A 22,302-nucleotide genomic window follows, 5' to 3' on the forward strand; every position below is an offset into this window, starting at 1 on the left:
CGGCACCGCCAGATACTTTGAACATACTGCGATAATTGGAATAGACAGCCAATACTGTATGATCCATCGTATCGTGGCAACGACGATAAACGCTAGGAATTCCACTGGTACCCGTTGAGCGCATTTCATGTTCGATTTCAGATAATGGCTTGCTTAATAAGCGGTGACTTTCGGCTGATTTATAAGTTGCAACGGGTATTAGTGGGATGCGAACTAAGTCATTATAGTTCTGGATATCTTCTGGTTTAATACCTTGTTTTTCACAAATATCTTTATAGTAAGGGTTATTATGATAATGGAAATTAAAAGCGTCTTTAAGCAAACAGGTTTTTAATTCTTGTTGCTCTTCTTTAGACAGCTTATAGAGAAGGTCGACATCGGCTATTAACCACTTCAACGGATTTCCGCCACGAGATTTTATACCGTCATATATATTTTTGATATTTTCCATTTTTTCATCTCCGGTAGGGTAAAGAGTAGATAAATTAATCTTTGCTTATTATAAGTTATAGCGATAAAGCATAAGTTACGTAGGAAAAAAGGATAGTCATTAATAATTTATTTTTATTGAATAAATTGGCTATATTATTGCTTTGATCATTATATGGATTTGTCAATATTGTTAAAATTATGCTAAAAATAGCTGGTTTATTCAAAATATTCACTTTAGTGCGAATATGACCAGTTAATTCAAGTAAATTTTTTAATTGTCTTTTATATTTTTGTGAAGTTCGTTGTTTTTTGATCTATTGAATGTTCTTTTGTAAATTTTTTCATTGTCCTAAGATTGGGATAATGATAGAAATAAAATATAAATAAATGCCAAATTAAAAAACGAGTACGCATGATGAAAATGGATTGCTTAATTGTGGGTGCCGGTCAAGCCGGGTTAAGTTTAGCTGCTACCCTTGCGGCTAAGAATATTAATGTCTGCATATTAGAGCGGGAGGCACGTATTGGTGATGTGTGGCGCAGGCGTCCAGATAATATGCTATTATTCACTTCACGCGGTATGACTCAACTTCATGGCTTACCGTTCCCAGGAATTAAAGAAGGTTATCCAGATAAAAATGAAGTCGCTGATTACCTTGAGCGCTATGCTTCACATCATAACCTTGCGATACATACTCAAACCGAAGTGGTTGAGGTGAAGCACGATACAGATGGCTATCGTGTTAAAACAAAAGATGGAAAAGTATTTCATGCGCCTTGTTTGGTTAATGCAACAGGGGCTAATCAATTAGTTGATATTCCGGCGCTTGCTGAGCGGTTTTCTACCGATATACAACAAATTACAGCAGATCAATATCGGGAACCTAAGCAAATTAAAACGGGCAGCCGAGTTGCTGTCGTTGGTGATGGTGCGAGTGGTCGTCAGATTGCTAAAGATTTGGCAGCAACTGCGAAGGTGACATTATTTTGTGGTTCCTCCCGTCCTCTCTTACCTAATAGAATATTGGGCAAAGATATCTTTTGGTGGTTAAGTAAAAGCGGTCTGTTATTTGCCAATTATTACAGTTTAGTCGGGAAAATTATGCGGCGGCGTAATCCTATCCCTTGTGGTGATCTGAAAAACCATCGATTAGCTGTTTTGGATATAAAAATAGCGAATAGGTTAGTTGATATAAAAGACAATAAATTATGTGATTCGTCCGGCAATCAATATGAGGTGGATACGGTTATCTGGTGTTTGGGGTATAAAGATGATACGGCATGGTTAACGCTTCCCGGTGCTGCGGATGCTAATGGATTCGTTTGTAAAAATGGTCATGCAGAAGGTGGGAAAACCCCTTATCCTGGGTTATTTATCGTTGGGCGGAAATGGTTGAGTAGCCGTGGTTCTGAACTGATGTTAGGGGCTTATAAAGACACTTGTCGGGTCGCTAAATGGGTAGAAAATTATCTGAAAGAGCATGTACCATTAAAATGAATGATTAATACAGAATAGTGATATTTTACTCTGTATATTTTATTTGTCGTGGATTGAGGGTTTATTGGGTAGTGTTTTTATGGTGTTGTTCTGAATTCTGTATCATTACTAACTGCCTATCCCATAGGGCTATTTTATTTGTCATTTTGAACCTGGGCAGTGCTCAAAATCCTCACGTACTACGTGTACGCTCCGGTTTTTCCGCGCTGTCCGTGTTCAAACTGCCTGCAACAATTACGCCTATTGGGATAGGCATTAAGAGTGCATAATATAGTAAATGTTCTATTAGGAATAAAATGATACAGAATCTCTAACATATTGACTTTGATAATAATGGTTATAAATATAAATTATTTATTTTAGGTAATTTATCAAAAATACTATTTATTCATAACCCAGATATTTTTCTTTGTAAAATTTAGACCTGTTAATGTTGATGATAAATTGAAATATTTTTGTTGTGCTTGTTGAATTCTGTTCTTACTGGCATGTTTTAATTCAGAGGGCCTTAATCCATATAGCGTCATACAGGTACGACTGAAGTGTGCGCCATCTGAAAATCCACTATTACAAGCTAATAAAGTCAGTGAATCTGATGAATGTATCTCATCAATAGCATGATGCAGACGTTTCCATAATAGATAACTACGGAAATTAGTTCCCATTTTTTCTCTAAATAGATGTAAGAATCGGCTTTCGGATAAGTAGAGTTGGTTTGATATTTCACGAGAAGATATACATTTAACCGGTAATTCAGTAATAAGAGAGGCTGCTTTCATGATTCGTTTGTCCTGATAACAATGGCAATCTTCTATTTTACCTAAAAGGTTATTTAAGATGAAAATATCTGGAGAGATTTCTGACTGTAAACAATTAATAAAGTAATTTGCTATTAAACTGGATGATTCTTGATTTAAGTATACTATATCTGAGCCTCTCATTTGATGTAGTAATAAATGACATAGTGGATTGGCTAGGTCTATCAGTAGATTAAAGCAGAGTTGCCCTTCCGAGTGTAATCTATGTTTAATATTAGAAGAAATAATGAATCCATGTACTTGTCTCGATTCATTTTCGGTATCAACCCTCATGAGTGAATTATGTGGTGATACACTCAATTGGATACAAGGATGATGATGCCATTCTGTTTGCATATTATAAGAGAAAACCAGATCTTGTAGATGGAATTTATAGAATTTAATAAAATACGGTGATTTGTCTATTTTGTGTAACATGGTGGTGTCCTTTATTAAATTGTTGTGTGTATTTGAATTAATTATTTTATTTAATTATTATGAATACTTGATGTGATTTTTTAATTAAATTATATTAACTCGTTAAATAATTATTATTAGTTACTATATCGTCACAATACCATTAAATCATTATTATGAAGCCGCCTCCTTTGGTATCTGTAAAAAATAATTTCACTATTGGAAAATATCGTTATGACATGGCGAAAAGAATTATTTTCCACTCTGTTTTTTGCTGGTGGAATATTCAATTTTTGCTGGTCAATCTTAACAATATCTAAATTTTTTAACGTTAAATAGCTACTATCTACTTGATATAATTAAAAGTATTTTCTTTAATGACATAATTAATGACCAAAAATTTAATGAGGAGCCAATATTTTTATATAATTATTTTGATTGGTTATAACTTATATTAAACATATTATCATGAGAACAATATGGTTATATTTTTATGTTCTTTGTGAATTAGGCCACATAAATTATAAGTATGTTGGCATAATACCGAAAATAAGTTGTATCAGGATTGTAATGAATAAAAAGACCTGTTAATCCAGTTTGTTATAACAATCCCCAAAACGCTTTAATCAAGGGTTCATTAAGCCGTTTTCTCTGTACACATATACCCAATTCGAATGGTTCTACTAGAGAGATGTTGTCCAGTAAAGATATGCGATTGCGTACCGGTTCAGGGCTATTTTCTACAACGACATTGGGAATTAATGCCACTCCACAACCCAATGCAACCATAGAAACAATGGCTTCATGACCGGACACGGTAGCGTAAATCGATGGGTTGGTAATTTTATGGTGGCGGAACCAGTACTCAATGCGCTTACGTGAAGGGCCATGTTCCGGCAAAATGAAGGGAATGCTATTCCAGTCAGGGGACTTTTGTATTACAAGTGCTCGTACAGAGCAAGGGAGGGAAGGCGCAATCAGTACCAGTGGGATTTCACCGATTTTGGTGAAGCTGACATTATCTGGTAGTTTTTCCGGCTTACCGGCGATGCCTAAATCGGCATCATTAGACTGTATCTTATTGACTGCATCTGCGGCATCACCTGTGGTGAGTTTGATTTCAACCATAGGATGTTCCGCACGAAAACGGTCTAGGATCTGTGGTAAGTGACTGTAGGCCGCGGTGACCGAACAAAATAGACGTAACTCGCCGCTTAGAGATGGGCTTTGTTGATTCAATGAGTGTTTTAGTTGCTGGTATTGCAACAGTGTCTGTTGGGCGAATTGTTTAAATTGCTCGCCGGCAAAGGTCAATTTTACAGTGCGATTATCCCGTAAAAATAATGGATGCCCCAAAATATCTTCAATACGCTGAATCTGGCGAGATAATGTGGATGGACTGACATGCATTGCTTTTGCTGTACGACCAAAATGACAGCTTTCAGCCAGATGTAGAAACAGTTTGAGGTCGCGTATATCCATAGCCTATTCTCCTTTTCCTGTCCAATAATCTGTATTGCATAAAGTGCAATGTAGTATTGTTAATATATCAATTTAAGCAATGGCTTTCATGTCATATATTGAAAATATATAAACACCCCACAGGGTGGGGAAATCTAAAAAACAGTCGCAGCATTTCATTGCTGAGCGCTGAGCACAACATGATAACGGAGTCACTAATGGCTAATTATTTTAATACGCTGAATTTGCGTCAGCAGTTGGCGCAGTTAGGTAAATGTCGTTTTATGGCGCGGGAAGAGTTTGTTGATGAGACAGGATATTTAAAAGGTAAAAAAGTGGTTATCGTCGGTTGCGGAGCGCAGGGACTGAATCAGGGCCTGAATATGCGTGACTCCGGCCTGGATATCACTTATGCCCTGCGTAAAGAGGCCATTGAAGAAAAACGTGCTTCATGGCGTAAAGCAACGGAAAATGGTTTTCAAGTCGGCACTTATGAAGAGTTAATACCTCAGGCTGATTTGGTAATTAACCTGACGCCAGATAAGCAACACTCTTCTGTTGTTCGCGCAGTTCAACCATTGATGAAAGAAGGCGCTGCACTGGGTTATTCTCACGGCTTAAATATTGTTGAAGTCGGTGAACAAATCCGTAAAGATATCACTGTGGTGATGGTCGCACCTAAGTGTCCTGGCACGGAAGTGCGTGAAGAATACAAACGGGGTTTTGGTGTGCCTACTTTGATCGCAGTTCACCCGGAAAACGATCCGAAAGGTGAAGGTATGGCAATCGCTAAGGCATGGGCCGCGGCAACGGGTGCGCATCGCGCCGGTGTTCTGGAATCTTCTTTCGTGGCTGAAGTGAAATCTGACCTGATGGGTGAGCAAACTATTCTGTGCGGTATGTTACAGGCGGGCTCACTGTTGTGTTATGACAAACTGGTGGCAGATGGCGTTGAACCGGGTTATGCAGGAAAGCTGATCCAGTTTGGCTGGGAGACCATCACAGAAGCACTGAAACAAGGTGGCATTACCCTGATGATGGATCGCCTGTCTAACCCGGCAAAACTGCGAGCGTATGCTTTGTCTGAGCAGTTGAAAGAAATAATGACGCCGCTGTTCCAGAAACATATGGATGATATCATTTCTGGTGCATTTTCCTCCGGTATGATGGCTGATTGGGCCAATGATGATAAGAAACTGTTAGATTGGCGAGAAGAAACCGGCAATACTCCGTTTGAGAATTCACCTGGATATGATGGCAAAATCAGTGAACAGGAATATTTTGATCACAGCGTTTTACTGGTTGCTATGGTGAAAGCCGGGGTTGAACTGGCATTCGAAATTATGGTTGATACCGGTATTATCGCTGAATCGGCCTATTATGAATCTCTGCATGAATTACCGCTGATTGCGAATACTATCTCTCGTAAACGCCTGTACGAAATGAATATCGTTATTTCTGATACAGCAGAATATGGTAACTATTTGTTCTCTCATGTTGCGGTTCCACTGCTGAAAGAGAAGTTTATGGGTTCGCTACAGGCGGGTGATTTAGGTAAACCCGTTGTAGATAACGGTATCGATAACGCTCAGTTACGCGATGTAAATGAGGCTATTCGTAACCACCCAATTGAAGTTGTTGGCCGCGTATTACGTGGTTACATGACAGATATGAAACGTATTGCTGTTGGCGGTTGATATTGATAAGGATAAGGGGGAGAAATCCTCCCTCTTTGAATCCAATGAATATGGTTCTGAGACCGTTTGCTAAAGTTTTGGGGGATAAGTCGCGATTTACCAACTAATAGAGTGTTTTTCCTTCATAAAGAAAACGGCGTTTCCTTTCTCCCCTTTCTGCTACAATTCCATCTCTTGAAGTACTGCTTTGATATAACTTATTAAACATCATGCGATTAAATCCTAGCCAACAACAAGCTGTTGAATTTGTTACCGGTCCTTGTCTGGTCTTGGCGGGGGCGGGTTCCGGCAAAACGAGAGTGATCACCAATAAGATTGCTCATCTTATCCGTACTTGTGGCTATCAGCCTCGTCATATTGCTGCTGTGACGTTTACTAATAAAGCCGCACGGGAAATGAAAGAGCGTGTAGCACAAACTCTGGGGCGCAAAGAGGCTAAGGGGTTGATGATTTCGACTTTCCACACTTTGGGGTTGGAAATCATTAAGCGCGAATACAAAGCGTTAGGAATGAAAAGCAATTTCTCGTTATTTGATGATCAGGACCAGATGGCTCTGTTGAAAGATTTAACAGCCGATTTACTGGAGGAAGATAAAGATCTATTACAAAAACTGATCTCCACCATTTCAAATTGGAAAAATGATCTGCTTTCTCCACAGCAAGTTTTGGCATTGGTCCGTTCTGCTCAGGAGCACCAGTTTGCTGAATGTTATCGCCGTTATGATTTACATCTGGCGAGCTGTAATGTATTGGATTTTGACGATTTGATTACCAAACCGACTTTGCTAATGCAGCGTGATGAAGAAGTCAGGGAGCGTTGGCAAAACCGTATTCGTTATCTGTTGGTAGATGAATATCAGGACACTAATACCAGTCAATATCAACTGGTTAAATTGTTGGTGGGGCAAAGGGCTCGTTTTACGGTGGTGGGTGATGATGACCAGTCGATCTATTCATGGCGCGGTGCAAGACCACAAAATTTGGTGTTACTGAAAGAGGATTTCCCTAAGCTTAATGTGATCAAATTAGAACAAAACTATCGTTCCTCTGGCTGTATTCTGAAAGCAGCTAATATTTTGATCGCCAATAACCCTCACGTGTTTGAAAAACGGCTTTTTTCTGAACTGGGGTATGGTGATCCATTGAAAGTGATTACAGCTAATAATGAAGAGCATGAGGCGGAAAGGGTTATTGGGGAGCTGATGGCACATCACTTTATCAATAAGACCCAATATAAAGATTACGCTATTCTCTACCGAGGAAATCATCAATCCCGCGTGTTTGAAAAGATGCTGATGCAAAACCGCATTCCTTACCGGATTTCTGGTGGTACTTCTTTCTTTGCCCGCCCTGAAATTAAGGATTTGCTAGCTTATCTGCGGGTGCTGACTAATCCCGAAGATGACAGCGCATTCCTAAGAATTGTCAATACGCCAAGACGTGAAATTGGTGCTGCTACCATTCAAAAACTGGGTGAGTGGGCGAATCAGCGCAATAAAAGTCTCTATCAGGCTAGTTTCGATCTCGGTTTGGAACAAAGTCTAACTGGCCGCGGTTTGGCGGCATTACAGCGTTTTATTCACTGGATGGATGAGATAACTCGTCAGGTTGAACGAGATCCTTTGCTAGCGGTGCGTGATCTACTTCATGGTATGGATTATGAAAGTTGGCTGTACGAAACATCACCGAGTCCGAAAGCGGCTGAAATGCGGATGAAAAATATTAATCAGTTATTCACTTGGATGAGTGAAATGCTGGAAGGTGATGAACTGAACGAAGCAATGACTTTATCTCAGGTGGTCGCGCGTTTCACATTACGGGATATGCTGGAGCGAGACGAAGATGGTGAGGAGTTTGATCAGGTGCAATTGATGACTTTACATGCTTCCAAAGGGTTAGAGTTTCCCTATGTATTTCTGGTTGGCATGGAAGAAGGGCTGTTGCCTCATCAGAGCAGTATTGATGAAGAAAATATTGATGAAGAGCGACGATTGGCTTATGTAGGGATCACCCGAGCTCAACGGGAGTTATTCTTTACTTTATGTAAAGAACGTCGTCAATATGGCGAGTTAATCCGTCCAGAACCAAGCCGTTTTTTGCATGAGTTGCCACAGGATGACTTACATTGGCCACAAGATAAAAAAATAGTGACTGCCGAAGAAAGAATGCAAAAAGGGCAATCGCGTATTGCGGATATCAAATCGCGTTTAGGGCTTGGACAAAAAAATAAGTCATAAATATGCTGGAGATTCCCTGTATCACAGAGATACAGGGAAAGTGATTTTATTCAGGTTTGAGCATTCTGCTCGCCTAAAACAAGTGACCATTGAGCATGGTTTTGCCACTGAATTTCCTGCTGTAAAGACTCTGCTCTCAGAGGGTGTTGCATTAGCCAGCCATGAGGTAATGTTATTGTTAACGCTTCATCACTCACATTTAAACGTAGAGCAGGGAGCGTGTCATTTCGACGACGGTTGGCGAAGATGATAGCTAACCGCAACAGACGACATAAACGTTGAGCTTGTATCATAGGTAAGGCGTTTTGTTGATTAAAGGAAAACAAATCAATAGAGCCACTCTGGTTCTTTAGCAATGTGGCTAAGAGTTTTTTCTGTGCAGGCGTATAGCCGGGGAGAGCGAGATAATTGATCAGATAGGCTGCATGTGATGGAGCTTGGTGGAAATCAATACTTAGGCCAATTTCATGTATCAAACAGGCACTTTGTAATAATTCATGACATCGGCTATCAAGCTCCCAAGGTTTAGCAACCTGTTGTAGGAAGTGTTCAGCCAATTGCTTGACCCGTTGAGACTGTTCAACGTCTAGCTGAAAACGTCGCTGTATATTACGTAGTGTTCTGGTACGAATATCGGGTTCTATTGGTAAATCCAGCATGCCGTAAACAAGACCTTCCCGTAAGGCGCCGCCCGCAAGGATCATACTTTCAATATTTAATGCCTGGAAAATCGCTATCAGGATAGCAAGGCCACTTGGGAAAACTAAAGCCCGTTCCAGCGTCAATCCTTCTATTTCCAGCTCTTCCAGCTTACCGCATTCAATTGCTTTATGTTTGAGCTCTTGAAGTTTCGGCAAAGTGATCAGTTCATCCATACCCTGAGCAATCATGATTTCTTGCAGAGCCTGAACGGTACCGGAAGCGCCTACACAAATCTGCCAGCCTTGTTCGATCAGTTTTGGGGCAATGAGTTTCAACGTTTCATGTGCGGCAGCTTCGGCTCTGGCGAAATTTTCTTCCGTCAGGCTACGGTCATTAAAGTAGCCTTCAAGCCAGGTAACACAACCCATACTTAGGCTGGATAACTGAGAGGCTTTTGCCCCATTCCCTGTAACCAGTTCTGTACTTGCACCACCAATATCGACAACCAGACGTTTTTCAGGGCCGCCAGTTGTATGGGCAACGCCTTGATAAATAAGCCGAGCTTCATCTTCGCCACTGATTACCTTAACCGGACAATCAAGGATTTCTGATGCTTTTTTCACAAATGCGTCTGAATTTTCAGCGATGCGTAAAGTTGCCGTAGCAACAACGCGGATTTGTGATGGAGGTATATCCTGTAAGCATTCAGAAAAAATCCTGAGACATTGCCAGCCTCTCTCCATTGCCTGTTGAGATAAGCGGTTATTTTTATCTAATCCGGCGGCCAGCCTGACTTTACGTTTGATTCGTGCCAGTATCTGCATACTGCCGGATACTTCACGCACAACCAGCATGTGAAAACTGTTTGAACCTAGGTCGATAGCCGCATAGAGCGAAGAAGAACTCAGCATCATTTTCAGCCTGAACGTTTACGGTTATTACGTGGTGTATTATTACGATGCGACAAATTGTTACGACGCTGATGGTTTCCTGAACGCGGACGGTGTCGGCGTTTAGGTACCGGTAAATCTTTCAGCAAGGCTTGACTGTCATATTTGCTGACCGGGATAGTGTGTTGAATATAATCTTCAATCGCTGGCAGGTTTAGTGCATATTCTTCACAGGCTAGGCTGATCGAATGACCACTTTCACCTGCACGACCAGTACGGCCAATGCGGTGAACATAATCCTCGCAGTCGTCTGGTAAGTCATAATTAAAAACATGAGTGACTAAAGGAATGTGCAATCCACGGGCTGCGACATCAGTTGCAACTAGAATATCAATATTGCCGTTGCTGAATTCTTCCAGAATGCGTAACCGTTTTTTTTGTGCTACATCACCGGTTAGTAACCCAACTCGATGTCCGTCAGCAGCCAGATGCGCCCAGATATCTTCACAACGATGTTTTGTATTGGCGAAAATAATGCATCGATCAGGCCACTCTTCTTCCAATAACGTTTGAAGCAGGCGCATCTTTTCTTCATTAGAAGGATAAAACAGCTCTTCGCGGATACGGTGTCCCGTTTTCTGTAACGGTTCTACCTCGACATACTCTGCATGATTCATTTGCTCAAATGCCAGTTCTCGGACTCGGTAAGAGAGTGTGGCAGAAAACAGTAGGTTCATACGTTCGTTTGCTGATGGCATCCGACGGAATAGCCAGCGGATATCTTTGATAAAACCGAGATCATACATGCGATCAGCTTCATCAAGCACCACAACTTGGACCGCATTCAGATTAATGTGCCCCTGTTTGGTATAGTCGATTAGACGTCCGGTAGTGCCGATAAGGATGTCAACACCGGTTCCTAGTATTTTCAGCTGTTTGTCGTAACCATCACCGCCGTAGGCAAGACCCATCTTTAGACCTGTTGCCTGTGCTAGATCTTCTGCATCAGAGTAAATCTGTACAGCGAGCTCGCGGGTAGGAGCCATAATCAGCGCTCTTGGCTGATTGGTTTGACGCTCCTCCGCTGCGGGATGAGTCAGTAAATAATGAAAAGCAGACGCTAAAAATGCTAGCGTCTTCCCCGTACCGGTTTGCGCTTGCCCCGCGACATCACGACCTTCGACAGTGAAAGGCAATGTCAGTGCTTGTATCGGTGTACAATTAGAAAAGCCCTTATTATCAAGAGCTTCTATAACCTTGGGGTGCAAGGCGAAGTCGGAAAACTTCTTTTCTGTCAAGTGTGTTTTACTCATAGTGTGGTAGAATATCAGTTAACCATTGTCTTACGAAAGTGTATCCGTTGAAATAAAGGCAACCTTATATCAGTAATGTTACACTAGCATGGTAAAAAATTATTCTTTGGAGTAAAAAATGAGCGACAAAATTATTCATTTGAGTGACGCTAGCTTTGATACTGACGTTCTTAACGCAGAAGGTGCAGTTCTTGTCGATTTTTGGGCTGCCTGGTGTGGACCATGTAAAATGATTGCACCTATTTTAGATGAAATTGCCCCAGAATATTCAGGCAAACTGACTATTGCTAAATTGAACATTGATGACAACCCGGCAACTGCTCCTAAGTATGGTATCCGTGGTATTCCTACACTGTTGCTGTTTAAAGATGGTCAGGTTGCTGCTACAAAAGTGGGAGCACTGTCAAAAACTCAATTGAAAGAATTTTTGGATGCTAATCTCTGATTGAAGTGAGCTCACATTAATGCTGGGCGTTTAGCGTATATTATTATTTATTTCATTGACCGCTAGACGTCCGTAAAGAAGCGTGATAAGTTAGCGCCACTGCTTGTATCACATACATCATGTTAGAAGTATGTTGCATACTGAATAATCTGTAGTGTCTGATAAGTCTGTTATCTCTGGATAGTCTAAAATATCCAATGGGTTATACGGGAATAATCTGGCGTATAGCTCGTTACGTTGAGATAGTTTTTATCGAAATCAGTAATGTTTCAGCATTATCTCAACAGCGTTTTTGACAGCCTGTCAGTCTTATTTGAGCTCAATCTTAGTACTTCAAATTATTACCTTTTTATATGCATAATGTATTAAAGGTCTGATTTGTTTTTGTACAAAATAAACAGGCACCGATCGATGACGCTGCCATACTATTCACGTTCATAGTTCGAGATATACCCCGAGTTTAAGAACCCACCATTATGAATCTTACCGAATTAAAAAATACGCCGGTATCTGAACTGATTACACTTGGCGAAAATATGGGGCTGGAAAATCTAGCCCGTATGCGTAAACAAGATATTATCTTCTCTATCCTTAAGCAGCATGCGAAAAGTGGGGAAGATATCTTCGGTGATGGCGTGTTGGAGATATTGCAGGATGGCTTTGGATTCCTCCGTTCAGCAGACAGCTCCTACCTTGCCGGCCCCGATGATATCTATGTTTCTCCCAGCCAAATCCGTCGTTTTAACCTCCGCACCGGTGACACAATTTCAGGTAAAATTCGTCCACCTAAAGAAGGTGAACGCTATTTTGCCCTGTTGAAGGTTAACGAAGTTAATTTTGACAAACCAGAAAATGCCCGCAGTAAAATTCTTTTTGAAAACTTAACCCCGCTGCATGCTAATAGCCGCCTACGTATGGAACGTGGTAATGGTTCCACTGAGGATCTGACTGCCCGTGTTCTGGATCTGGCTGCACCGATTGGCCGTGGACAACGTGGTCTGATCGTCGCGCCACCAAAAGCGGGTAAAACGATGTTGCTGCAAAATATTGCTGCTAACATTGCCCACAATCATCCAGATTGTGTATTGATGGTACTTCTGATTGATGAACGTCCAGAAGAAGTCACTGAAATGCAACGCCTGGTAAAAGGTGAGGTTATTGCTTCTACTTTTGATGAACCCGCTTCTCGTCACGTTCAGGTGGCAGAGATGGTTATTGAGAAAGCAAAACGTCTGGTTGAACACAAAAAAGATGTGATTATTCTGCTTGACTCTATTACTCGCTTAGCACGTGCCTATAATACTGTTGTTCCCGCATCCGGTAAGGTATTGACTGGTGGTGTGGATGCTAACGCGTTACATCGTCCGAAACGTTTCTTCGGGGCTGCGCGTAATGTGGAAGAGGGCGGAAGCTTGACCATTATTGCGACTGCGTTGGTGGATACGGGTTCTAAGATGGATGAAGTGATTTACGAAGAGTTCAAAGGTACTGGTAACATGGAGCTGCATCTCTCCCGCAAAATTGCTGAAAAACGCGTCTTCCCAGCTATCGATTACAACCGTTCTGGTACACGTAAAGAAGAGCTACTCACCACTTCTGAAGAGCTACAGAAAATGTGGATTCTGCGCAAAATTATTCATCCGATGGGCGAAATTGATGCGATGGAATTCCTTATCAACAAACTGGCTATGAGCAAAACGAACGACGATTTCTTTGACATGATGAAACGTTCATAGTTTTTAACTCAGTTCATGATCATTTTAAATTAGCGCCACAGTTTCGTGGCGTTTTTTGTATTCACCGCACTGTTATAGCTATATATGGCATGTATTTTGCAAGCTGTATATGCTGCCATATATTTGAAATAAATATTAAAAGAATGATGTAAGAGCATAAGGGCCATTAATTTTTCATATAAGCGGTGTTTTCGGTTGATAAATGACCAGGGTGTGTTTACTTTTTACAGAGAGTTATCATCGTGAATATTCTCAGCATGAATATTGAAATTTTTTATGTTTTTCTGTTTTCTTTTGCGTTTTTGTTTATGGCTCGCAAAATAGCAAAAAAAGTTGGCCTTGTTGATAAGCCCAATTATCGTAAGTGTCATCAGGGGTTAGTGCCTCTGGTTGGAGGAATATCAATATTTGTTGGCATCTGTTTTGCTTTTGTTATCACAAAAGAATTTATTCCTCACAAGTGGTTATATTTGGTTTGTGCCGGTGTATTGGTATTTGTCGGTGCATTGGATGACCGTTTTGATATTAGCGTTAAGGTCCGGGCAACCATCCAAGCTCTGGTTGGTATTGCGATGATGTATTTTGCTGGTCTGAAATTAGATAGTCTTGGTTATGCTTTTGGCCCTTGGGACATGACACTTGGACCGTTTAGTTATGTTGTAACACTATTTGCTGTCTGGGCTGCTATCAATGCATTCAATATGGTTGATGGGATAGATGGATTATTAGGCGGATTATCCTGTGTCTCCTTCGGTGCTTTGGGGATTTTACTGTATCAAAGTGGTAATGCGGCACTAGCATTATGGTGTTTTGCATTTATTGCTGCCATTTTCCCTTATATTGTCCTTAATCTTGGTTTATTAAGCCAACGTTTCAAAGTATTTATGGGGGATGCGGGCAGTACACTGATTGGTTTTACCATTATCTGGCTGCTCATTGAATCTACTCAGGGGAATGAGCATCCTGTTAATCCAGTTACTGCGTTGTGGATTGTTGCCATTCCATTAATGGATATGGTTGCTATTATGTACCGCCGGTTACGGAAAGGAATGAGCCCATTTTCTCCTGACAGGCAACATATTCACCACCTAGTTATGCGGTCTGGATTCTCATCACGTCAGGCTTTTATTTTAATCACTGTTGTTGCCGTTTTATTAGCCGCTGTCGGCATTACTGGAGAATGGTTGGAATTTGTGCCTGAGTGGATAATGTTGGCACTGTTCTTGCTTGCATTTGTGTTGTATGGCTATTGCCTCAAGCGTGTATGGAAGGTAGCTCGTTTCATTAAACGGCAAAAGCGTCGTATGCGCCGTTCAGCTAACCATTAAACATCTATTATCAGCAGAGGTTCTGTGCAGTGATAAAATCAGAAACGAAATCTATTCAGGATGAACAAGCTCTGGAGCATGAGCTGGATATCAGAGCCTTGTGCAGTGCGCTATGGCATGGAAAGGTATGGATCGTTGCACTGGCAATAATTTTCGCAACCGCGGCGCTAGGAGCATCTTATCTGATGCAACAAAAATGGAGTGCCACCGCAATCACTGATCTGCCTACGACTAATCAGTTGGGAAGTTATTACTCTCAGCAGCAGTTTTTACGCAATCTGGATACTCACATTAACATTTCACTGGAAACTCAGTTACCGTCTATTCCAGAAGAAGCCTATAAGGAGTTTATCACTCAGGTTGCTGCATATGATACTCGCCGTGAATTTTGGTTGAAATCTGATTATTACAAACAGCAGCAGGAGGGCGATGCCAGAGCTGATGCGGCCTTATTAGATGAATTAATCAATAATATTCAGTTTATTCCTCATGATGATAAAAAAGTGCTGAATGACAGCATTAAACTGACCGCTGAGTCTTCTAAACAAGCAAATCAACTCCTGCGCCAGTACATTGCTTTTGCCAATAGTCGTGCCAGTACTCATTTAAATGATGAAGTAAAAGGTGCATGGATTACCCGTGCCCAATCTATGGATGCATTGGTTAAGCGTCAAGAAATGGTCGCTAAAGCGGTTTATAGCCGCGAAATGAATGTATTACAACAGTCCCTGAAAATTGCGGAAAAACAAGGGATTCGGCGCAATCAAACGGATACACCGGTGGATCAGTTGCCCGATTCAAAAATGTTTATGTTAGGGGCGCCGTTGTTACAGGCTCAACTTGAGACTTTGGAAGCAATAGGGCCTAAGTATGATGTGGACTATGACCGGAATATTGCAATGTTAGCAGCATGGAATGTTCACCCGACGTTACAGGATCAATTCCAGGCTTACCGCTATTTGAGAACACCAGAGGAGCCTGTTACCAGAGACAGCCCTCGCAGAATGTTTTTGATGATCATGTGGGGTGCAGTTGGCGCTTTAGTGGGAGCCGGCGTGGCATTGGTTAGATGCTCACGTAAGTAATCAGATAATTATTAGGGATAACTGCTTCTGAGGGATCTCTTCTGCAACTCCAGCAGCAGGAGTAAATAGCATTAAGAGTATTGTTTGCAGGAAAATCTGCAAGTTACTGACTATAAGAGAGTCACTGTGAAAGTGTTGACTGTGTTTGGTACTCGGCCGGAGGCTATCAAGATGGCTCCGTTAGTACACGCGTTGGCAAGGGATGAAGCCTTCGAAGCGAAAGTATGTGTCACCGCCCAACATCGGGAAATGTTGGATCAGGTGTTACACCTTTTCGAGATTACGCCTGATTTTGATCTCAATATTATGAAATCAGGGCAAGATCTAACGGATATTACCTGTCGTATTTTGGCAGGATTGAAACCTGTTTTAGCAGAATTTAAACCTGATGTTGTATTGGTTCACGGAGATACGACAACAACAATGGCAACCAGTTTGGCAGCGTTCTATCAACGTATCCCTGTTGGTCACATTGAAGCTGGATTAAGAACGGGTGATCTTTATTCCCCTTGGCCGGAAGAGGCAAACCGTAAGATTGCAGGGCATCTGGCAATGTATCATTTCGCTCCGACGGAAAATTCCCACAATAATTTATTGAAAGAATCCATTGCAGATAATCGGGTTTTTGTTACCGGAAATACAGTAATTGATGCGTTGCTGTGGGTACGCGATCGAATAATGAATGATGAGGCTATGCGGAGTAAGCTAGCGAAGCATTACCCGTTTATTGATACTAATAAAAAAATGATTCTGGTGACGGGGCATCGTCGTGAAAGTTTTGGTGGTGGGTTTGAGCGAATTTGTGAAGCTTTGGCACAGATAGCCCGCGCTCATCCAGATGTGCAAGTAGTCTATCCGGTTCATCTAAACCCGAATGTCAGTGAGCCAGTAAAGCGCATTTTGCATGATATTGATAACGTTATTCTCATTAAGCCCCAGGATTATTTGCCATTTGTTTATCTAATGAACCATGCCTATATGATCCTGACAGATTCCGGTGGTATTCAGGAAGAAGCGCCTTCTTTAGGAAAGCCGGTATTGGTAATGCGTAATACTACTGAACGGCCAGAGGCGGTTGATGCTGGAACAGTACGTTTGGTTGGGACAGAAACAGAAACTATCGTGGAAGAGGTGACTCGATTGTTGACAGACGATGCTGCCTATCAGCGAATGAGCCGCGCTCACAATCCTTACGGGGATGGCGATGCCTGTCAACGTATTCTCGACGCTTTGAAAAAAATCAGGTGACACTATGAGCTTTGAAACTGTGAGCTTTGAAACTATTTCTGTTATTGGTCTTGGTTATATTGGCTTGCCAACGGCAGCAGCGTTTGCATCCCGTAATAAGAAAGTCATTGGCGTGGATGTTAATCAGCATGCGGTAGAAACCATCAACCGTGGTGCAATTCATATTGTAGAACCGGATCTAGACAAAGTGGTGAAAGTTGCCGTAGAAGGCGGTTACCTGAAAGCAGTGATTGCTCCGTTACCCGCAGATGCTTTTCTGATAGCTGTTCCGACGCCTTTTAAAGCCGATCATGAGCCGGATATGACGTATGTCCGTTCCGCAGCCGAATCTGTAGCGCCAGTTCTGAAAAAAGGTGATTTGGTTATTTTAGAATCTACCTCACCAGTAGGCGCGACGGAGCAGATGGCAGAATGGTTGGCGGCAGCGCGCCCTGATTTAACGTTCCCACAACAGATGGGAGAGGAGTCTGATGTTGATATCGCTTACTGTCCTGAACGTGTGTTGCCAGGGCAAGTTATGGTTGAATTAATTAAGAATGACCGTGTTGTTGGTGGTATGACGTCAAAATCTTCAACCAGAGCTAGTGAGCTGTATAAAATTTTCCTTGAAGGTGAATGTGTTATCACTAATTCAAGAACGGCAGAAATGTGTAAGCTGACAGAAAACAGTTTCCGAGATGTAAACATTGCATTCGCCAACGAACTTTCCCTGATTTGTGCTGATCAAGGTATCAACGTGTGGGAATTGATCAATTTGGCGAATCGCCATCCGCGTGTAAATATTCTCCAACCAGGTCCTGGCGTGGGTGGTCATTGTATTGCTGTTGATCCGTGGTTCATTGTTTCTCAAAACCCGAAACAATCACGTCTTATTCATACAGCACGTATGATTAATGATGACAAGCCATTGTGGGTTGTGGATCAAGTAAAAGCGGCCGTTGCGGATTGTTTGGCTGAAAGTGGAAAACGTGCAAGCGAAGTGAAAATTGCCTGTTTTGGTTTGGCATTTAAACCAAATATTGACGATTTGCGTGAGAGTCCAGCAGCACATATCACCGGTATGATTGCGCAATGGCATGCAGGTGAAACGCTGGCTGTAGAACCTCATATTCATGAATTACCCGCTCCCTTGAAGGAAATAACTCGATTAGTTAATCTGGAAAAAGCGCTGGAAGAAGCAGATATTCTGTTGATGCTGGTAGATCATAATCAGTTTAAAGCTGTAAATAGTCATGAAATTAAACAGAAGTGGATTGTGGATACAAAAGGAGTCTGGCGTTGAGACGTATTCTAATCACAGGTGGTGCAGGTTTTATTGGCTCTGCTGTTGTACGGCATGTCATTGATAATACAGAAGATAGAGTGGTTGTAGTTGATAGCCTGACTTATGCCGGTAATCTGGCGTCTCTTGCCCCGATTGCGGATAGCCCACGTTATGCGTTTGAGCAGGTTGATATCTGTCAACGCGGAGCGCTGGAACGGGTCTTTGAACAATATCAGCCGGATTGTGTGATGCATTTGGCGGCAGAAAGCCATGTGGATCGCTCTATTGATGGCCCTGCGGCATTTATCGAAACCAACATTGTGGGTACTTATACTTTGTTGGAAGCTGCGCGTGCTTTCTGGCAGAAACTCAATGAAGAGAAACAAGCTGCTTTCCGTTTTCACCACATTTCAACAGATGAAGTGTATGGTGATTTACATGGTGAAGAGGGATTCTTTACCGAAACAACACCTTATGCGCCAAGTAGCCCATATTCGGCGTCCAAAGCATCCAGCGATCATCTGGTAAGAGCATGGCACCGGACTTATGGTTTACCGGTCATTATCACCAATTGTTCAAATAACTATGGTCCTTACCATTTCCCGGAAAAACTGATCCCTCTGATTATCTTAAATGCATTAGCAGGAAAATCTTTACCGGTATATGGTGAAGGGAAACAAATTCGCGATTGGCTGTATGTGGAAGACCATGCCAGAGCGCTCTATTTGGTTGTGACAGAAGCTGAACCGGGCAAAACCTACAATATTGGAGGTCATAATGAACGCAAAAATATTGATGTGGTTTGTGCGATTTGTGAGCTTCTGGAAGAGCTTTGTCCTGAGAAACCCGCGGGCATTGCTTATTATCGAGATTTGATTACTTATGTTGCAGATCGTCCAGGCCATGATATGCGTTATGCTATTGATGCGGCGAAAGTTGAACGAGATCTAGGCTGGAGACCACAAGAAACATTTGAATCAGGTATTCGTAAAACAGTTCAATGGTATTTGGAAAATGAAAACTGGTGGCGTAAGGTTCAAGATGGTTCTTATGCCGGTGAGCGCCTTGGATTAGGTAAAAACTGAATGACGATGGGGGCAGTAAATATGAAAGGAATCATACTGGCAGGTGGATCGGGAACCCGGTTGCATCCGATAACACAGGGTGTTTCCAAACAATTACTGCCAATTTATGATAAACCAATGATTTACTATCCTTTGTCAGTACTCATGCTAGCAGGGATACGTGATATTCTGATTATCTCTACACCAGAAGATTTACCTTCTTTCCGCCGGCTGTTAGGTGATGGTGACAGATTTGGTATTCACTTAAGTTATAAAGAACAGCCATCACCAGATGGTTTAGCTCAGGCATTTTTGATTGGTGAGGAGTTCATCAATGGCGGGCCTTGCTGCTTGGTATTGGGAGACAATATTTACTTTGGACAAGGGTTCAGCCCAAAACTGAGAAATGTTGTTTCTCGTGGAAAAGGGGCGACTGTTTTTGGTTATCAAGTGATGGATCCTGAGCGATTTGGGGTGGTGGAATTTGATGACGCGTTCCGCGTTCTTTCTATTGAGGAAAAACCAGAAAAGCCAAAATCCAACTGGGCGGTAACGGGTCTCTATTTCTACGATAATCAAGTAGTAGATTTTGCTAAACAGGTCAAGCCTTCTGCCAGGGGTGAACTAGAGATTACCAGTATTAACCAGACGTATTTGGAACGTGGTGAACTAAATATTGAGTTGTTAGGGCGTGGCTTTGCCTGGTTGGATACTGGCACTCATGACAGCCTGATTGAGGCCAGCACTTTTGTGCAGACCGTAGAGAAGCGTCAAGGTTTTAAGATCGCCTGTCTTGAAGAGATCGCTTGGCGTAATGGTTGGCTGGATGATGTACAGTTAAGAGAAACAGTAAAATCTTTGTCAAAAACTGGCTACGGCCAATATCTGCTGGATCTGCTCCATGTTCGTGTACGCTAATATTGAACCATTGGAGTGGGATAGCCACTATTTTGGGTTGTCCACCGCTCGCCTTGATTTCACACCTGATGCCGGTCTGCTAACCTCATCTCAGTTAGAGCAGTATGCTTTAGTGCAAGCTAAAGTACCTGCGCAGCGATTGGATCTTATTGATGGATTATTCGCGTTGGGCTTTTCGTTAGTGGAAGGAGAAGTAGACCTTTCCTTAATAATTGGCATAGAAAATGCTGATAACGACAACTCTGAGAGTAAGTTGCTTTCGGCTGAGCGGCGAGATATCCCGATGTTGAAGGAGGTAGCTTCCAACGTATTTCCTTTGAGTCGTTTCCGAACCCCGTGGTATCAACCGCAGGATAGCGGTCGCTTCTACGCTACCTGGGTGGAAAAAGCGGTATTGGGGACATTTGATCATCAATGTTTGCTGGTAAATGGAGATAATGGACAACCCGCAGGGTTTGTTACCTTACGAGATATAGGAGCAGGAGAGGCTCGTGTAGGTTTACTGGCTGTATTCCCAGGAAATATTGGCCGTGGGATTGGCTCAAAATTGATGTTGGCGGCGCAGCAGTGGTGTCAACACCACCAAATACGGCAGTTAAGGATTGCGACACAAACCAGCAACATTGCTGCTTTGCGCCTTTATACACGCAGTGGTGCGTTTGTTGAAAGCACCGCGTATTGGTTATATAGGGGATGAAATGATTCCATTTAACAGACCACCAGTCGTTGGCACTGAATTAGATTACATGAAGCAAGCAATGGAGAGCGGTAAGCTTTGCGGGGATGGTGGTTTCACCAAGCGTTGTGAAGAGTGGATGGAACAACATTTCAATTGCCCGAAAGTTTTATTGACGCCATCCTGTACAGCTTCACTGGAAATGGCGGCTATTTTGCTGAATGTTCAACCCGGTGATGAAGTTATTATGCCGAGCTTCACTTTCGTTTCTAGTTCTAACGCGTTTGTGCTGCGTGGAGCAACCATTGTATTCGTGGATATTCGTCCGGATACCATGAATATTGATGAAACCAAAATCGAAGCAGCAATTACAGCTAAAACACGCGTGATTGTTCCAGTGCATTACGCCGGCGTAGCCTGTGAAATGGATACTATCATGGCCTTGGCAGAGAAATATAATCTGTTTGTCGTGGAAGATGCTGCACAGGGGGTAATGTCTACTTATAAAGGACGCGCACTGGGAACTATCGGACACATTGGTTGCTACAGTTTCCACGAAACCAAAAACTACTCTTCTGGTGGTGAAGGTGGTGCAGCGCTTATCAATGATCAATCACTGATTTCCCGTGCGGAAATTGTTCGCGAAAAAGGGACTAATCGTAGTCAGTTTTTCCGTGGTCAAGTTGATAAATATACTTGGCGCGATATCGGTTCGAGTTATCTGATGTCGGAGCTTCAGGCTGCTTATTTGTGGGCGCAATTAGAGAAAGCTGAGACAATCAATGAACGTCGCCTTGCCTTGTGGAATACCTATTATCAAGCATTAAAACCGCTGGCTGATGCTGGTCTCCTGACATTGCCTGTCATACCGGAAGGGTTGGAGCATAATGCTCACATGTTCTATATCAAGCTGAAAGATGTTGAAGAACGCTCAGCATTCAATAGTTATATGAAGGACGCGGGGGTACTAACGGTATTCCATTATGTTTCTCTGCACACCAGCCCCGGTGGTGAAAAATTTGGCCGTTTTCATGGGGAAGATCGTTTTACTACTTATGAAAGTGATCGTTTGGTACGTTTGCCGATGTCTTACAACATAACAGACGCTGAACAGCAGATTGTCATCAAACATATTCAGGAATACTTCGCCTGAT

At 42.2% G+C, this 22,302-nt stretch carries 18 protein-coding genes; 13 read left to right on the forward strand and 5 right to left on the reverse strand.

Annotation, left to right across the window (positions count from 1 at the left end):
- A partial coding sequence (locus tag LGZ98_RS18015) for a LuxE/PaaK family acyltransferase (RefSeq protein ID WP_449301285.1) occupies nucleotides 1-451 on the reverse strand: 451 nt, incomplete at its 3' end.
- 375 nt (nucleotides 452-826) lie between these two features.
- On the opposite strand from LGZ98_RS18015, the gene LGZ98_RS18020 reads away from it, so the two are divergent.
- A complete protein-coding gene (locus LGZ98_RS18020) occupies nucleotides 827-1,930 on the forward strand; it encodes a flavin-containing monooxygenase (RefSeq protein WP_255562388.1) in 1,104 nt (367 codons plus the stop codon).
- A gap of 380 nt (nucleotides 1,931-2,310) precedes the next feature.
- Here the strand turns inward: LGZ98_RS18020 and LGZ98_RS18025 are convergent, their stop codons facing one another.
- The gene (locus tag LGZ98_RS18025) at nucleotides 2,311-3,165 is read right to left on the reverse strand and encodes an AraC family transcriptional regulator (protein WP_262978359.1); all 855 of its coding nucleotides are present in this window, start codon (nucleotides 3,163-3,165) and stop codon (nucleotides 2,311-2,313) included.
- A gap of 579 nt (nucleotides 3,166-3,744) precedes the next feature.
- Entirely contained in the window at nucleotides 3,745-4,626 is an 882-nt protein-coding gene (gene ilvY / locus LGZ98_RS18030; protein ID WP_113042868.1) for an HTH-type transcriptional activator IlvY, read from the reverse strand.
- A gap of 197 nt (nucleotides 4,627-4,823) precedes the next feature.
- On the opposite strand from ilvY, the gene ilvC reads away from it, so the two are divergent.
- Together ilvC and rep are read left to right on the forward strand one after the other, a co-directional pair.
- Nucleotides 4,824-6,302 (forward strand): ketol-acid reductoisomerase, encoded by a 1,479-nt coding sequence (ilvC, locus tag LGZ98_RS18035; RefSeq protein WP_113042869.1) that lies wholly within the window; start codon nucleotides 4,824-4,826, stop codon nucleotides 6,300-6,302.
- A gap of 209 nt (nucleotides 6,303-6,511) precedes the next feature.
- Nucleotides 6,512-8,539: a DNA helicase Rep gene (rep, locus tag LGZ98_RS18040; protein WP_113042871.1), complete on the forward strand. Its 2,028-nt coding sequence runs from the start codon at nucleotides 6,512-6,514 to the stop codon at nucleotides 8,537-8,539.
- 50 nt (nucleotides 8,540-8,589) lie between these two features.
- On the opposite strand, the gene gppA is transcribed toward rep, so the two are convergent.
- On the reverse strand, nucleotides 8,590-10,092 hold the full coding sequence (gppA, locus tag LGZ98_RS18045; RefSeq protein ID WP_113042944.1) for a guanosine-5'-triphosphate,3'-diphosphate diphosphatase: 1,503 nt from the start codon (nucleotides 10,090-10,092) through the stop codon (nucleotides 8,590-8,592).
- Between the two features lie 5 nt (nucleotides 10,093-10,097).
- Complete coding sequence (gene rhlB / locus LGZ98_RS18050) at nucleotides 10,098-11,384, reverse strand: ATP-dependent RNA helicase RhlB (protein ID WP_113042872.1); 1,287 nt, start codon at nucleotides 11,382-11,384, stop codon at nucleotides 10,098-10,100.
- A 118-nt stretch (nucleotides 11,385-11,502) separates the two neighbouring features.
- On the opposite strand from rhlB, the gene trxA reads away from it, so the two are divergent.
- From trxA to rffA, 10 genes are all read left to right on the forward strand, one after another.
- Complete coding sequence (gene trxA / locus LGZ98_RS18055; RefSeq protein WP_113042874.1) at nucleotides 11,503-11,829, forward strand: thioredoxin TrxA; 327 nt, start codon at nucleotides 11,503-11,505, stop codon at nucleotides 11,827-11,829.
- Nucleotides 11,830-12,305: 476 nt separating this feature from the next.
- Nucleotides 12,306-13,565, forward strand: coding sequence for a transcription termination factor Rho (rho, locus tag LGZ98_RS18060; protein WP_011148733.1), 1,260 nt, complete (start codon nucleotides 12,306-12,308; stop codon nucleotides 13,563-13,565).
- 242 nt (nucleotides 13,566-13,807) lie between these two features.
- The gene (gene wecA, locus LGZ98_RS18065; RefSeq protein WP_228901469.1) at nucleotides 13,808-14,893 is read left to right on the forward strand and encodes a UDP-N-acetylglucosamine--undecaprenyl-phosphate N-acetylglucosaminephosphotransferase; all 1,086 of its coding nucleotides are present in this window, start codon (nucleotides 13,808-13,810) and stop codon (nucleotides 14,891-14,893) included.
- Nucleotides 14,894-14,922: 29 nt separating this feature from the next.
- On the forward strand, nucleotides 14,923-15,978 hold the full coding sequence (wzzE, locus tag LGZ98_RS18070) for an ECA polysaccharide chain length modulation protein (protein WP_262978360.1): 1,056 nt from the start codon (nucleotides 14,923-14,925) through the stop codon (nucleotides 15,976-15,978).
- 126 nt (nucleotides 15,979-16,104) lie between these two features.
- Nucleotides 16,105-17,226, forward strand: a complete 1,122-nt coding sequence (gene wecB, locus LGZ98_RS18075) for a non-hydrolyzing UDP-N-acetylglucosamine 2-epimerase (RefSeq protein WP_165578727.1) — start codon at nucleotides 16,105-16,107, stop codon at nucleotides 17,224-17,226.
- Nucleotides 17,227-17,245: 19 nt separating this feature from the next.
- Nucleotides 17,246-18,508 (forward strand): UDP-N-acetyl-D-mannosamine dehydrogenase, encoded by a 1,263-nt coding sequence (wecC, locus tag LGZ98_RS18080; RefSeq protein ID WP_262978366.1) that lies wholly within the window; start codon nucleotides 17,246-17,248, stop codon nucleotides 18,506-18,508.
- Nucleotides 18,505-19,575 (forward strand): dTDP-glucose 4,6-dehydratase, encoded by a 1,071-nt coding sequence (rffG, locus tag LGZ98_RS18085; RefSeq protein ID WP_262978361.1) that lies wholly within the window; start codon nucleotides 18,505-18,507, stop codon nucleotides 19,573-19,575. Before wecC ends, rffG begins: the two co-directional genes overlap by 4 nt.
- A 21-nt stretch (nucleotides 19,576-19,596) precedes the next feature.
- Nucleotides 19,597-20,472 (forward strand): glucose-1-phosphate thymidylyltransferase RfbA, encoded by an 876-nt coding sequence (gene rfbA, locus LGZ98_RS18090; protein ID WP_113042949.1) that lies wholly within the window; start codon nucleotides 19,597-19,599, stop codon nucleotides 20,470-20,472.
- Nucleotides 20,456-21,169 (forward strand): dTDP-4-amino-4,6-dideoxy-D-galactose acyltransferase, encoded by a 714-nt coding sequence (rffC, locus tag LGZ98_RS18095; RefSeq protein ID WP_262978362.1) that lies wholly within the window; start codon nucleotides 20,456-20,458, stop codon nucleotides 21,167-21,169. The genes rfbA and rffC overlap by 17 nt, the downstream gene beginning before the upstream one ends.
- Before the next feature lies 1 nt (nucleotide 21,170).
- The gene (gene rffA, locus LGZ98_RS18100) at nucleotides 21,171-22,301 is read left to right on the forward strand and encodes a dTDP-4-amino-4,6-dideoxygalactose transaminase (RefSeq protein ID WP_113042878.1); all 1,131 of its coding nucleotides are present in this window, start codon (nucleotides 21,171-21,173) and stop codon (nucleotides 22,299-22,301) included.
- The last annotated feature ends 1 nt before the right edge of the window (nucleotide 22,302 follow it).

The sequence above is a fragment of the Photorhabdus kayaii genome (assembly GCF_025384895.1).
GTDB classification, from domain to species: Bacteria; Pseudomonadota; Gammaproteobacteria; order Enterobacterales; family Enterobacteriaceae; genus Photorhabdus; species Photorhabdus kayaii.

Coding starts and splice junctions, on each gene's coding strand:
- LGZ98_RS18025 (WP_262978359.1), bottom strand. CDS start 3,165: ATGTTACACAAAATAGACAAATCACCGTATTTTATTAAATTCTATAAA.
- ilvY (WP_113042868.1), bottom strand. CDS start 4,626: ATGGATATACGCGACCTCAAACTGTTTCTACATCTGGCTGAAAGCTGT.
- ilvC (WP_113042869.1), top strand. CDS start 4,824: ATGGCTAATTATTTTAATACGCTGAATTTGCGTCAGCAGTTGGCGCAG.
- rep (WP_113042871.1), top strand. CDS start 6,512: ATGCGATTAAATCCTAGCCAACAACAAGCTGTTGAATTTGTTACCGGT.
- gppA (WP_113042944.1), bottom strand. CDS start 10,092: ATGCTGAGTTCTTCTTCGCTCTATGCGGCTATCGACCTAGGTTCAAAC.
- rhlB (WP_113042872.1), bottom strand. CDS start 11,384: ATGAGTAAAACACACTTGACAGAAAAGAAGTTTTCCGACTTCGCCTTG.
- trxA (WP_113042874.1), top strand. CDS start 11,503: ATGAGCGACAAAATTATTCATTTGAGTGACGCTAGCTTTGATACTGAC.
- rho (WP_011148733.1), top strand. CDS start 12,306: ATGAATCTTACCGAATTAAAAAATACGCCGGTATCTGAACTGATTACA.
- rfbA (WP_113042949.1), top strand. CDS start 19,597: ATGAAAGGAATCATACTGGCAGGTGGATCGGGAACCCGGTTGCATCCG.
- rffC (WP_262978362.1), top strand. CDS start 20,456: ATGTTCGTGTACGCTAATATTGAACCATTGGAGTGGGATAGCCACTAT.
- rffA (WP_113042878.1), top strand. CDS start 21,171: ATGATTCCATTTAACAGACCACCAGTCGTTGGCACTGAATTAGATTAC.